Origin of the sequence: Mesorhizobium muleiense (assembly GCF_900099905.1) — a bacterium.
Classification (GTDB): domain Bacteria; phylum Pseudomonadota; class Alphaproteobacteria; order Rhizobiales; family Rhizobiaceae; genus Mesorhizobium; species Mesorhizobium muleiense.
Window position 1 is genome coordinate 462,785 of the sequence record NZ_FNEE01000001.1, and the last position, 13,548, is coordinate 476,332.

Annotated in this window: 10 protein-coding genes, 1 tRNA gene and 1 pseudogene; 6 read left to right on the forward strand and 6 right to left on the reverse strand. The window is 62.4% G+C overall.

Annotated elements, in window-relative coordinates:
• Positions 1–82 precede the first annotated feature (82 nt).
• The 4 genes from kdgD to BLT09_RS02065 all read right to left on the reverse strand — a co-directional run bounded on the left by kdgD (position 83) and on the right by BLT09_RS02065 (position 4,048).
• Entirely contained in the window at positions 83–988 is a 906-nt protein-coding gene (kdgD, locus tag BLT09_RS02050; protein WP_091590321.1) for a 5-dehydro-4-deoxyglucarate dehydratase, read from the reverse strand.
• Positions 989–1,051: 63 nt separating this feature from the next.
• Complete coding sequence (locus BLT09_RS02055; protein WP_091590323.1) at positions 1,052–1,804, reverse strand: FadR/GntR family transcriptional regulator; 753 nt, start codon at positions 1,802–1,804, stop codon at positions 1,052–1,054.
• Between the two features lie 196 nt (positions 1,805–2,000).
• Entirely contained in the window at positions 2,001–2,453 is a 453-nt protein-coding gene (gene trxC / locus BLT09_RS02060; RefSeq protein WP_091590325.1) for a thioredoxin TrxC, read from the reverse strand.
• Positions 2,454–2,485: 32 nt separating this feature from the next.
• On the reverse strand, positions 2,486–4,048 hold the full coding sequence (locus tag BLT09_RS02065) for a bifunctional aminoglycoside phosphotransferase/ATP-binding protein (RefSeq protein ID WP_091590327.1): 1,563 nt from the start codon (positions 4,046–4,048) through the stop codon (positions 2,486–2,488).
• A 329-nt stretch (positions 4,049–4,377) separates the two neighbouring features.
• On the opposite strand from BLT09_RS02065, the gene BLT09_RS02070 reads away from it, so the two are divergent.
• Positions 4,378–5,214 carry a universal stress protein gene (locus tag BLT09_RS02070; protein WP_091590329.1) on the forward strand — a complete coding sequence of 279 codons (837 nt, stop codon included), beginning with the start codon at positions 4,378–4,380 and terminating at the stop codon, positions 5,212–5,214.
• A gap of 136 nt (positions 5,215–5,350) precedes the next feature.
• Entirely contained in the window at positions 5,351–5,581 is a 231-nt protein-coding gene (locus BLT09_RS02075; protein WP_091590330.1) for a hypothetical protein, read from the forward strand.
• Between the two features lie 165 nt (positions 5,582–5,746).
• Here the strand turns inward: BLT09_RS02075 and BLT09_RS02080 are convergent, their stop codons facing one another.
• On the reverse strand, positions 5,747–6,889 hold the full coding sequence (locus BLT09_RS02080; protein ID WP_244529040.1) for an aminopeptidase: 1,143 nt from the start codon (positions 6,887–6,889) through the stop codon (positions 5,747–5,749).
• 1,010 nt (positions 6,890–7,899) lie between these two features.
• Here BLT09_RS02080 and BLT09_RS02085 point away from each other — a divergent pair.
• The 3 genes and pseudogenes from BLT09_RS02085 (at position 7,900) to BLT09_RS02095 (ending at position 11,283) form a co-directional block, all read left to right on the forward strand.
• Positions 7,900–8,347: pseudogene (locus BLT09_RS02085) on the forward strand (SRPBCC family protein).
• Between the two features lie 268 nt (positions 8,348–8,615).
• Positions 8,616–9,674: an adenylate/guanylate cyclase domain-containing protein gene (locus tag BLT09_RS02090; protein ID WP_091590332.1), complete on the forward strand. Its 1,059-nt coding sequence runs from the start codon at positions 8,616–8,618 to the stop codon at positions 9,672–9,674.
• 520 nt (positions 9,675–10,194) lie between these two features.
• Positions 10,195–11,283: a hypothetical protein gene (locus BLT09_RS02095; protein WP_128247484.1), complete on the forward strand. Its 1,089-nt coding sequence runs from the start codon at positions 10,195–10,197 to the stop codon at positions 11,281–11,283.
• 448 nt (positions 11,284–11,731) lie between these two features.
• Here BLT09_RS02095 and BLT09_RS02100 read toward each other — a convergent pair.
• A tRNA-Pro gene (locus BLT09_RS02100) sits at positions 11,732–11,808 on the reverse strand.
• Positions 11,809–12,011: 203 nt separating this feature from the next.
• Here BLT09_RS02100 and BLT09_RS02105 point away from each other — a divergent pair.
• On the forward strand, positions 12,012–13,532 hold the full coding sequence (locus tag BLT09_RS02105) for a phosphomannomutase/phosphoglucomutase (protein WP_091590335.1): 1,521 nt from the start codon (positions 12,012–12,014) through the stop codon (positions 13,530–13,532).
• Positions 13,533–13,548: the final 16 nt, after the last annotated feature.

Sequence of the window (13,548 nt, forward strand, 5' to 3'; positions counted from 1 at the left end):
ATTTGGGATCTTCCGTTTTGGCTGTCGCACGAGACGATCCTCCTCATCCCGTTCGGCCGACGATTTGCCGATCTCGCGGCGGCTAGGCGGCGATCTTCCCGATCAGTCCGCGCAGCACGTCTTTCTCCTGCGGCTTCAGATCCGTCAGCGGCGGCCGAAGCGGGCCGGGTGTCCGTCCGATGAGCTCGACGCCGGCCTTGATGATCGACACCGGATAACCTTGCTCGCGATCGCGCAAAGCCGCGAAGGGGAAGAAGAAGCTGTGCAGGATTTCTTCCATCACAGCGCGATCACCTGTCCGCATCGCCCTGTAGAAGCGCTGGGCCAATTCCGGCACGAAGTTGAAGACCGCGGAGGAATAAGTCGTCACGCCGGCCCCGTTGAAGCCCTCGGCGAACAGCTCATGCGTGGGCATGCCACCGATGTAGCAGAGCCGATCGCCGAGCTTTGCAGTGACGTGGCGGACAAGATCGACCTTGCCTGTGCCGTCCTTGAACCCGATGAGGTTTGGGCACGCGTCAGCAAGGCGGGCAACGGTGTCGGCACTGGCGACCGAGTTCGCACGGTTGTAGATGATGACGCCGAGGCCGGTGGACTGGCACACGGCCTTGACATGCCGAAAAATCCCCTCTTGCGAGGCCTCCATCAGATAGTGAGGCAGAAGCAGGAGACCGTCGGCTCCCGCAGCCTCGGCGCGGCGGGCGATTTCCGTGGCGAGCGCCGTGCCGTAGCCGCAGCCGGCGATGATCGGCACGTCTCCCGAGGCATCCTTGGCCGCGCGGGTAACGTCGGCGACCTCTTCCGGCGACAGGGAGAAGAATTCACCGGTGCCGCCGGCCGCGAACAGGGCAGCGGCACCGAACCCCGACAGCCATTCGACATGCGCGCGATAGCTTTCGAGATTGAGGCTGAAATCCTCGTTGAAATGCGTGACTGGAAACGACAGCAGCCCTGAAGCGACCCGCGACTTGATTTCATCTGGCGACAAAGGAACTCATCCCATAAATTAATATGATGTCATCTAGATTCATATGATGAGTATTCAGACGAGTCAACCGCCGGTGTTGTCCTGATTTGTCGGGCGCCGGACGGTCAGGGCGCGATAGCGCTTTATCCCGGTCACCAAATGGCGGCGCATCGCCTCACGCGCCTTTTCCGGGTCGCGGGCGAGGATCGCATCGGCGATTTCCTTGTGCTCCTGCAGAATCGGATGGTCGCGATTGGGCAAGGGGTCGACGCCGCCCATCATCGTCTTGAACTTCACCCGCGGGATCATCCGCCGGCCGACATGTTCGAGGAAGGCCTTGAACCTGGCGTTGTTGGTTGCGGCGGCAATCGCCATGTGGAACTGGAAGTCGGCATCGTCCGTGGGTTGCCCTTGCGCCATGAGGTCGGCGAACCTTTCGACCTGGGCCTCGATTTCGGCCTCTTGCGCCGGCGAGCTGCGGGCGGCGGCAAGGCCGGCTGCCTCGACTTCGATGCCGATGCGCAGCTCGAGCTCTTCGATGATGTCCGAGATCTTGTTCGTTTCGTCAGTGAACAGCTTCAATCCCTCGTCGACGGGTTTCGGGCCGAGAACGAAGACGCCGGCGCCTTGCCGCGATTCCACCAGCCCATCGGCACGAAGCGCGGCGATGGCCTCCCGGACCACGGTGCGGCTGAACCCGAACCGATCGATCAGCGCGGGTTCTGTCGGCAATTTATCGCCAGGCGCATAAAAGCCGGCTTCGATCTGGCCGCGCAGGGCGTCGGCAACCTGAGAGACGAACGACCGCCGGGACGTTCGATGTTCGGCCTGCTGCATGGGTCCTCCCAACTTTGCCGGATCTGAGGATCCATACTCCCAGTGCGGGCCAAAAGCGAGGTCATCATATGAAAATTCGTCGTTCGATGTCTCGAACTTCTTAAGGTCATCATATGGCTTCTGTGCTCTGTGTCGGCCATCAATTCGCCCGTCGTGCTGGGCACGGCGATCAGCGAAATGCACGCAGTAGCAGCTTTCAGGCTGCGGCCGGCAGGTGATCGCGGACCCACCTGACGATCTGTCCCGCCGTCATTGCGCCGGATGTGCGCGCAACCTCCCGTCCGCCGTGGAAGATGATCATGGTCGGGATGCCGCGGATGCCGAGCCTGGCTGCAACGGCCTGCTCATTGTCGGAATTGAGCTTGATCAGTCGAACATGCGGCTCCAGTTCGTTGGCTGCCGCTTCATAGGCCGGCGCCATCATCTTGCACGGGCCGCACCATGGTGCCCATATGTCGACGACGACGGGGAGGCTGCTTCGCGTGATCTGGCGATCAAAACTCTGTGCATCGACGTCTGCCGGATGACCCGAGAACAGCCTGGAGCCGCACTTTCCGCATTTCGCGTCCCCGGCATCGCCTGCCGGCGGCAGGCGATTGACCCCGCCGCATTTGCCACAAACCACCAGTTTTTCCTGCGTCACTCCCATTTACCCGTCTTTATGCGCGTCGATCGTCGCCGTCACGATGCGGTCTTGAGTGGAGGATTCTGCGCAAAAGCGACCGCGTCCGAAACCTTGGCCAATTCTGCGGCGATATCGGCGAGCTTTCGATCGGCGTCGACCTTGCGCCAGTTGGACGGGGTAGCCTTTCGCTGCAATTGCCGCGACAAGATATCGACTGTGGCGTCAGAAGGACCGCCACTGCGCTCGCTCACCCGCTGCCAAAGAACGAGCGGATCCGCCTCCAGCCAGAATCCGGCGAAAGCAACGTCTCTGCCGTTTGCAGCTTTCTCGATGCGGTTGCGATCGGCCGGCCGGTCAAAGACGGCATCGGCGACCACCGAACCGCCTTCGGCAAGGATCAAGTCGGCGCGCCATGCCATTTCGCGGTAGACGCGGTCCGACACATCAGGTCGATAAGCCCTGTCCGGCAGCTTCGTCTCGGCTGGCACCCCATGCAGGGCTTTGCGGATGCGGTCGCTTTCGACAATGCGTGCGCCGGGCGGCGCACCAACATGTGCGGCGAGTGCCTCGGCAACGGCCGTCTTGCCGGAACCGCTCAAGCCGCCGATGGCGATCAGCCGAGGCGGCTTTTCCTCGAGAAGTGTTCGGGCAAGCTCGAAATAGGATCTGGCCTCGGCAAGCAGCCCGCTGGAATCGTCACCGCTTTCCTCGATCTGGGTTGCGGTGACATGCGCGCGCACCGCGGCCCGCACTGCCATGAAAAACGGCAGTAGGATGAAGCCGTCCTCGTCGTCTGATTCGTCGAGATAGCGGTTCATCACCAGGTTGGCGAGTTCCGGAAAGCCGCGATGCCAGAGGTCCATCAGCAGGAAAGCCAGGTCGTAAAGCACATCGATGCTGGCGATCTGGTCGTTGAATTCGATGCAATCGAAGAGGCGGGGCTCGCCGTCGAAGAGACAGATGTTGCGCAGATGCAGGTCGCCGTGGCATCGTCGAATCTTGCCTGCCGTCTCCCGCCGGTCGAGCAACTCGCAATGACGTGCGAGGGCGGTGCGAAACATCCCGGTGAATGCCTTTATCTCGGCTTGCTCGAAAACATGGCTGGTGGCAAAGCCGGCTTCGTTGATGGCGAGCACGCCTGCCAGGTTCGAGGATCCGCTGCCCTTGTGGACCTCCGGCGCGCCACGATGATAGCGCACGATCATGCGCGCGACATCCGTCATCAGCGCAGGCGTCAGTTCGCCACCGACTGCCATTCGGTCGAGCAGCTTCGACTGATCGAAGCGGACCATCTCGATCGCCGCATCGACCAGTTTGCCGCTTCCGTCGAAGGCCAGCTCGCCGCCGGCCTCGCGGGTGACGCGCCGCACCCCCAGATAGAGGCCGGGGGCAGTCCTGGAGTTGAGATCGACCTCCTTCTCGCAAGCGGCGAGCCGCAGCGCCGGGGTCGAGAAGTCGACATAGGGCAGCTTGACCGCTCGCTTGATCTTGTAGGCGCGCTGGCCAACCAGGAATATCCGCGAGATATGGGTCTCGATCGCCTCGACCGGTCCGCTCTCGCCATATGCGGCAGGGTCCATCAACATCGCGGCCACGGATTGCTGATCCTCGACGATCATCGGATGCCTCTTTGTTTTGTACCCAACCTGGGGAAGCCAGCGAGCGTGGTCGCTGAAATTCCATGCCCATCAGGCCCTTGCTGCCACAGCGCCTGGATATAACCAGCCAGGTCACGAATGCGTTCCGTGATGCTGCTGCTCCGGTGTTCGGGGCGTATTCTTGGCGTCCTCCGGCGGCCTGAAACCTGTTGGCGTCGGCACGTGGGCATGTTGATACGGATCAAATGATGACCGGCGGCGTTCTTCACTCAGCGCCAGCAGCGCGCCGAGCCGTCTCGCTGTTGTTGCAACGTCGATTGGGCTTTGGGGCAAAATCGGGAGCAGCCGCCATGGCTTTCAGGACGATACTTGCCGTTACGGGACCGCACGAGGGAGACGGTGATCTCAAGCCTGCCGCCGACCTGTGCAACGAGATCGGCGCCCATCTTGCTGTTCTGGTCGTTGCCGTAGCTGCGCCGCCACCAGTCGGGGAGTATGCCGCGGTCGTTTCAGAGGCCTGGCTCGACGAGCGTCGGGCCGTCGAGGATCTGTTGAAGAAGCGGACTGCTGACCTGTCGGCTTTTCTCGCCGGCAGCGTGCTTTCGGCCGATGTCTCCAGCGAATATCCGGAAGCCGGCTGGGCCGACGACACCATCGGCCGCCGTGCCCGCTATGCCGACATTACGGTCATTGGACCGGAGCTGCTCGCCAACGAAACGCTGAAAAGCAAAGCGATCGAAGGCGCATTGTTTTCTTCGGGCAAGCCCTTGCTTCTCATCCCCGCGGGGGCGCAGCCGACCCTTAAGCCGAAACGCGTGCTGATTGCATGGGACGCCCGTCTGGAGGCATCGCGTGCCGTCCGCGAATCCCTCGGCCTGCTGCCAGGCGCCGATGAGGTGCACCTCGTCATGGTCGATCCGGTGGAGGACGAGTACCGCCACGGGGCCGAACCCGGAGCCGACGCCGCCGCCTATCTCGCGCGGCATGGCGTGAATGTCACGGTCGACCGGCTGCCCAAACTGGACCATTCAGTCGTCGACGTGCTTCGGCGGCACGCGCTCGACATCGCCGCCGACCTGATGGTGATGGGCGCTTACGGTCATTCCCGGTTGCGCGAGCGCATCTTCGGTGGCGTCACCGTCTCGATGCTTGAAGACCCGTCGATGCCGATCCTTATGGCGCGTTAGCCGTCGGCGCCCGTCATTGGCATCTCTTTTAAGTCCCAAGGGACACTGTTGCCGCCCATCTAGCCGTCTCATCGGTATCGGCGGAGCCGCGAATCTGTGGTAAGCCGCCGCTCAACCAACCAAAGGACGACACCCTGTGAGCGAACCGACCGTGGCCGAGGCGACCGAAAGTATCTATGCATCGCTGCGGGCGGACAATGCCGACATCGACGCGCATATCGCGACGCTTAAGGCGGCGATGACACGAGAAGGGATAAAACAGGCGGTGTTCGATCCGACCAGGCTGGCGCAGAACAACCGTTCGGGCCGCAAGCTGATGCAGGCTTATTTTCGGCAGCGCGGCGTGAGCGTGAGGTTTTCGGCCTAGTAGGGCGCAGCCTGAGGCGCCACGGCCCGCCGGCAGCCATTGTGGTCCAGGATCCGCCGGGGAGTTCAGGCAAGTCCGCTTTTGGCTTCTGTAGGCCGACATGCGGCTTCCGGCCCCGCCGCCGTCAAAGTTCCTAGGAAATCGGCCGACAAATGGTCAATTCAATCACCTGCGCCGGCTGCCGAGCACATCGGCGACCGACTCGCCGCTTCTGGCCTTCGGATTTGACCGGCTATCGCATGAATCTGCTGCTTTGAGCGCTTCGGCGCGGTAAGCCTTGTCTAACGCTCCGATCCGTCGAACCGACGCGAAGAACCGTGGATAGTCGCCCGAACACAAATCGAACAAGCGGAGAAACGTCGCCACCTGATCGCCGTAGACGGAAGTCGCGGCGAGCTTCGCGTTGTTAATCGGAGAATCGAACCAGACATCGTATCCCTGGTATCCACGCCAGCGACTGTCGCGCATCTCTCGGTAGCGCATCCGCAGCCGTTCGATCGCGGCCATCTTCGCGGCCCGCTTCTGCTCAGAGGTAGCGATGCCGTCATAGACATGGCTTAGCTCGTCCCGGGTCTGCGACACCAGCGCAAGAAATTGAGCTCTGCGCCTCCGGTCGGCTTTGTAACGGCGCAACTCGCCGGTATCACCAGCCGCGCGCAGCCATTTTCTCACGCCGGTTGTTTCGACGGCGACAGCGAATGCCTCGTTGAATGCGGAATCGTCCTTCACATAGACGCGTTGGTGGGCCAGCTCATGGAAAACTAGCCCCGCAAGATACGCTTCATCTTGGCTGAGCATCGTACTTAGCAGCGGGTCACTTGACCAGCCAAGCGTGGAATATGCAGTGATGCCCGTCACATAGACGTCCAGGCCCTGTCTCTGAAGTTCGGCAGCGGTTTCAATCGCAGACCTTTTGGAGAAGTATCCTCGGTACGGAACGCATCCGAACACCGGAAAGCACCATGTTCGTGGCGTCAGCGAGAATTCCGGCGCGGCGAAGACGGCCCATGTCACCGCGTCCCGACCAACGTTAACATAGCTGCGGTAGCTATTGTTGTCCGGCAGCGCTAGTTCATCTATCGCAAACTGTCGGATGGCGCTCGCCGATTCCATTCGAGCGCGTAGTGTCCCAGGGATCGAAGGATCGTCGATCAGCTCTTCGACATCCTGGCGCGCCGCCATGATCTCCACGTGACCCTTCAAGGATTGTGCATAGTAGGAAATGCTGGTGCAACCGGCCACGCCGGACATCACGATCGTCGCAGCAACCGAACGAAAAAATGCACGCATCACGGTTGCCCACGGCATTTGCTCACACGTCCGGATAGGGCAAACGTCGCAACTACGCCCGGTCCCAAACAGTGGCTCCAATTCGGTTGATATCCTGGGATGAGGTTTAGGTTAGACGTTCGTCTTCGGCAAGATTGTCACAATGTGATCATTCGCTGCCAAATTGCCGAATGTCCGCTATAAGCCGGACACGGCGGCATGCGAACTATCCGCCTAGGAGGTCTTTTTCTCCCGGAGCTTCCGGTCGCATCCGGCCCACCGCTGCTGGTCCGCAATGCGCCGATGTCAGCCGTAGAGATGAACTTGTCTCTGCCTGGAAGCAGACATCGCCGGCGACGGCACCGGAGGTCACGGTTGCGCCAGCAGCGGACATATGCTCTGGACGCAGCGAAAGTCGCAATCCGGACCCCTTGCGGACCTACGGAAAGCTGCTCCGAGAGCGGAGGCGTCGAGTCATGATCGCGCGTCCCGGCTCGCCAAGCACGTGAAGTCGATCGAGCGGGTCGGCGGCATCGAGTCCTGGAACCTCCAGACCATAAACAAGGCTTTCGGACCGCCTCGAGCGCTTCTGAAGCCAGCAGATCCGCTACCGCCGAATGTATGGGCGCGGGAAGATCGACCTGCTTCAGGCCCGGCTGATAGGTGCCTTCTGATGGCAAACTGCACCACAATTGCGTCAGATCCAACATTGCAGGCGATCTCACACCTCCAGATGCGCCTGCCCGAAGGCACCTCGTGGCGCAGGAGGCCAGCGTCAAACCCACAATGCCGATTGAAGCGCTTAAACGTGGGAGATGCGTCGGAGTGATCTCCAATGCGACTGACTTAGGCGACAATGAGGTCGTGTCGATCAGGAATCGCTCAAGCCGGGTGCGGATTTCTTCTAGCCAAGCTGCTTGGGCGGTACCTTGTTGAGGGCGATCTTCCGCCTACATGCTGTCAGAAAAGACCTCCCACACTAGGACAGAAGGCGCCCGTCCATCCTCCGCCTCAGGCGGAGCAGGTCATCGCAACCGTAGGAGAGACCGATGCAAGAGTCGCTCGTCGTCCGCCGCGAGACGCACATCCCGGCGCCGCCCGCCGCGGTGTTCGCCCTCCTGACCGATCCGGAGAAGATCCTGCGCTGGATGGGAACGGAGGCTGAGGTCGAGCCGCAGCCTGGCGGGCTCTATCTCGTCAATGTCACTGGGGCTCGCTGCGCTCGCGGCTCCTATCCTCGAGGTGGTGCCGGTGCACCGCCTGGCCTACAGCTTTGGCTGGGACGGCAGCGAGGTGGTGCCGCCGGGGTCTAGCCTGATCGAGGTCGACCTGATCGAGCAGCCGGACGGAACGCTGCTGCGCCTGACCCACACCGGCCTGCCTAACGCCGAGCAATGCGCCGGCCATGCGGAAGGCTGGGCCCATTACCTCGGCCGGCTGGCCGAGGTTGCGGCCGGGCGTGAACCGGGGCCGGACCCCTGGCATGGCAGGGACTGACCCTTTCCGCTCGTCGCTCGCAGGGGTGTCGAAGGCTGCCTCATCGAGGATTGGACCGTGAGTCTGGAGGATGGCGTCTATGTAAAGGAGTAGTTGTGCCGGCGGCAGCCCATGGCCTCGCCCTGAATGTCACCTCTCCCTTAAGTACGCCCTTAACGACGTCCCGTCCGGTCCCGTTGAGGGCGTCCTCACGTGACAACATGACAGGCAGAAGCGTCATCCCGCGGCGCGGATGACAGGCTAGTGGCCGCGGTGGCATAATCGCGGCATGGATCTGCCCGCGCCCCTCGCCTGGTTGTTGGACGAGGCCGGCTCTTCGCCCGGCTCTGACTGGTTCCTGGCCGAGCTCGGCGGCCGGCTGCTGGCCGACGGCCTGCCGTTGGCCGGGGGCGCTCTGACGGTCGCGGTGCCGCATCCGATCATCGCCCGCCGCACCTGGCTGTGGCAGGCGGAGACCGGGGCGGTGATCGAGGCGCTGGGCTTCGCCGGCGGCCCGCTCAACCAAGCCGGGCGCGACTGGCTGGCCGAGCTTGGCCCTGTGCAGGAGGACACGATCGGCCCGGAGCCGGACAGTCCGGTGCTGGGCTGGGCAGGGACCCGGCCATTCGGCCCCGCCGAGGCCGGCCGGCTGCGCCAGGCCGCGCGCTTCGCCGCAGCGCCCTTAGCCGCCCTGACCGCGCGGGCGGCGCTGGCAGCGCTGCTCGAGGCCTATCTTGGCAGGCGCAGTGCCGCCCGGGTGCAGGCCGGCGCGCTGCGCCGCGGCACCGGGGAGACCATCCGCGCCGCGCTGCTCTGTGCCGATCTGCGTGACTTCACCGCCCTGTCCGAGGCGACGGAGCCTGCAGCGATGATCACCGCCCTCGACGCTTGGTTCGACCGCGTCGCCGGGGCGGTGCATGCTTTCGGGGGCGAGGTGCTGAAGTTCATCGGCGACGGTGTGCTGGCGATTTTCCCGGTCACGGGCGCCCCGGCCGAGGCCTGCGAGGCGGCGCTGCGGGCTGTTGTCGCCGCCCGCGCCGGCATGGCCCATCTCGATGCGGTGCGGCAGACGGAGGGGCTGCCGCCGCTGCCCTTCGGCGCGGCACTGCATCTCGGTGAGATGCTGTGGGGCAATATCGGCGCGGCCGACCGGCTGGACTTCACTGCCATCGGCCCTGCGGTCAACCTGGTCAGCCGGCTCGAAGGGCTATGCAGGCCCCTTGGTCGCAGCGTGCTCATCTCGGGCGCGGTCGCGGCGGAGACGACAACGGCTTTGATCCCTTTGGGCGAGCACTTATTGCGCGGTATCGCTGATCCCTGCGCGGTCTTCACCCTGCCGGAGGATTGAGCCCCGCGGGCCGGGGTCCGGGCAAGGGTACCAGATGCGTGACTAATACAAGCGGGAGCCGGTACGTCTGTGCAGGCAATCGGCTTTGCAGCCACGAGCGGCGACGGACTGAGCTGATCATGTCGCCTCATGTGCTCCGGCCAATAGCAGCGCGTAGGTTGCCTTTTCAAGCTTCCTTACCGCTCGCTCAGATTTGTCTATCTGACAACAAACGTCAACTGTCATACATTCCGGACGTTCGCTGCGATGCCACGAACGTCCGCAGGGGGTCACGTCACGGCGTTACTCGCACCGACGTGAAGGTCAGCTATTGAAGATCCGAGGGCCAAAGCTGCCAGTCCGTTTCCGGCCCCAAAATGACCATGAACGCCGAAGTTTGATGGAAAACGGAACGTCCGCTGTTGCCACCCTTCAGCAAATTTCCACCACATCCCAGAACTAACGATCGCTTCATCGGGATTGGCTGATAGCTTCGGCACGTCTTGGCATGACATGACTGCGGGAGGATGCCCCCTTGAGAATGAGATATCTGCTAGCAGCCTCACTCGTTGTGGCGATCGTCCTGACGCTCAGATGGGAATGGCTGGAGCCCCATCACTTCGAAGATGAGGTCATGCGAGCCGCGCTGGCGGAGGAAGTTCGCCGGGACGACACCCGTTGCCCGCTCAGCAGTAAAGCTGTGGAGCAGGCTCGGCCATGGGTTCTTGCAGCCTGCGCGGCAGGCGGGCTCGGCTGGCATGAGGCAGCGGCGAAATATGGCGACGATGCAGCCAGAGTGTTCCTCGTCTATGGCGAGGATGCGGATTTCGTGGAGGTTTTCGACCGTCTCGGCCATCCGGTCGTGCCGGTGATTGCTTACTTCGTGAAGAATGGATCGTCGCAGTACTTGTTGCAGGAAACCATCGGTCAGGGCCTCTCGAGCCTGTGGGACGACCGGCAGGTGGGATTCGGCCTCGCCGAGATTTCGCCGGAGCAATATGGGCTTATTGCCATTCGCGAGCTCAAGGATCGCGGGCATGAGATGCTGTCGGAGTTCGAGATCGTTGACGGAACAGCAGTCCGCAGACAGTTCACCCGCACGCTGCTTGGTGCGAAGAACATAGTCCTGGGCGGCGTTTCCGACCTGGAAGGGGTGATCACCCGCGGCGAGCGGCTTCCGACCTGGGACGAGATGGGTTGGGCGGCCTTCGATGCGGCAATCGTCGTCGGGGGCATGGGCGCAGCAGCCAAGGCATTGCGGGTTGCGAGGGCACCGGTGGCCGCAGCTGGTCGCGGAACTGTGCGGATCGCACATCTGAGGGCAGCAGGCAAAGGTGCGTTCCAATCGCTTTCCGCCGTCGGTACCGCAGCCGGTGTCGCCGCTGTCGTCGCACTTCCCTATGTGGCGATCACGCGACCTCACCTTCTGACAAACGCAGCCGGTTGGATAGCCGAACAAGCAGGTCTCCCGGCTTGGCTCGGCGCCTTTGCAGCCTACTTCATACTCTGTCTTGTCCTGGCTTCTCTGCTGAGGATGGTTCTGGCGCCGCTGGCCTGGACGCTGCGAACGCTGAGCAAGATCGTTGGACGACTCGCCGGTGCCGGCGGTGTCCGATCCGCGGCAGCCTAAGTCCCGCGCACAGCGCCAATGGCAGGTTACAAATGGTGGAATGTTAACGCTTCAGTCATTGAAGTCGCGATGTTGAATGCCTTCAGGTTTTAGGGGAGATTAAGCCGATGATAAAAGCGGATACTCCGTTCGCCCTTATGCTGGAGATGCACGCCGTGGTCTTAGGCGTTCCAGGGCTTATTCTGCTGGCATCAGCCGCAATCGTTGCATTGATACGCCCTTGGCGCTTTCGCCCCGAGTGAAGTCATTCGAACAACTATCGCCGATTGAACACGTTTGGCGCGAAGCAGACATAGTTTAGATGGCGCGGCCTCAGATTCTGCAAAATCGCGAGTGGTTTGGTATGCGTCTGCCAGCTCCATCGAGCGGCCTAGATGCTTTTCCATTTTTTCTGTGGGGATATCTGTGGGGCAGGCAGAATTCGGGATGCCTAACCCATTGTTTTTTCTGGTCGGAGTGGCAGGATTTGAACCTGCGACCCCATCGTCCCGAACGATGTGCGCTACCAGGCTGCGCTACACTCCGCGACCAGACCGCGGGCTTATAGCCGCCGTACTTCGTTCCTGCAAGCACCAATGGCAGCGCTTCTGTCGCATTTGTTGCCGTTTCGCTCTAACGTCATACAGGTTTCAGTTCCCTGCGGGATAAACACCGCTTAACGGCTCGTGTTATAGGCATGGCCACCTGCGTTGAAACCACTCTGAATCCAGCCGCTTGGAGTTGCTGTCTTGTCCCTGAAGATCGTTAGTGAAGCCCTTCCCAACACCTTCGAGTTTGAAACCTCGGCGCTGATCAAGGCGTCCGGCTTTCGTGAGTATGATGCGCGCTGGTGGTTCGGCCATCCGGGCTCTGCCGAGCCGCCGGAGCTCAACCTGGTCGGTGTCCAGGCGCTTGGCATGGGGCTCGGCACGCTGATCCGGCGCCTGGGCGCCGGACCGGATATCGTGACCGGGCATGATTTCCGTTCCTATTCGCTGGCGATCAAGCTGGCGCTGGTTTCCGGGCTGATGGCCGCCGGCGCGCGGGTTAGGGATATCGGGTTGGCGCTATCGCCGATGGCTTATTTCGCCCAGTTCGCGCTCGACACGCCGTCTGTCGCCATGGTTACCGCCTCGCATAACGAGAACGGCTGGAGCGGCGTCAAGATGGGGGCGGCGCGGCCCTTGACCTTCGGTCCGGAGGAAATGAGCGCATTGAAGGCGATCGTGCTTGCCGGCGACTTCGACCTGGTCGGCGGCGGCTCCTATGACTTCGTTGCGGATTTCCGCAAGATCTATCTCGACGACCTGACCCGCGACAAGCGCATAGCGAGAAAGCTCAAGGTGGTCGCCGCCTGCGGCAACGGCACTGCCGGCGCTTTTGCACCTGAAGCGCTGGAACGGATCGGCTGCGAGGTGATCCCGCTCGATGTCGAGCTCGATCATAGGTTTCCGAATTACAACCCCAATCCCGAAGACATGAAGATGCTGCACGCGATCCGCGACAAGGTGCTGGAGACAGGAGCAGACGTCGGGCTTGGCTTCGACGGCGATGGCGACCGCTGCGGAGTGGTCGACAATGAGGGCAACGAAATCTTCGCCGACAAGGTCGGCGTCATGCTCGCGCGCGACATTGCGCGCCTGCATCCAGGCTCGACCTTCGTCGTCGACGTCAAGTCGACCGGATTGTTCAATACCGACGCCGCGCTGCGCGCCGATGGCGCCGTGACCGATTACTGGAAGACCGGCCACTCCTACATAAAACGGCGCGTCGCCGAGCTTGGCGCCATCGCCGGTTTCGAGAAATCCGGCCATTTCTTCTTCAACCCGCCGATCGGGCGCGGCTATGACGATGGTCTGATCACAGCCATCGCCATCTGCGAGATGCTGGATCGCAGCCCCAAAAGCAGCATGGCCGATCTCTATCGCGACCTGCCGCTGACCTTCGGCACGCCGACCATGTCGCCGCACTGCGCCGACGAGCTGAAATATGGCGTGGTCGAGCGGGTCGTTTCCGACTTTCAGGCCATGAAGCATGACGGCGCCATCTTCGCCGGGCAGAAGATCGCCGAGCTGATCACCGTCAATGGCGTTCGCGTCGTTGCCGAGGACGGCACCTGGGGCCTGGTGCGGGCGTCGTCGAACAAGCCGGAGCTTGTCGTCGTGGTGGAGAGCCCGGTGTCGTCGGAGCGGCGCCGGCAGATGTTCGAAGCCGTCGATGCGGTACTGCGCCGCAGCCCCGAAGTCGGCGCCTACAACCAGACGTTCTAAGTTCTCTGGCTAAGGT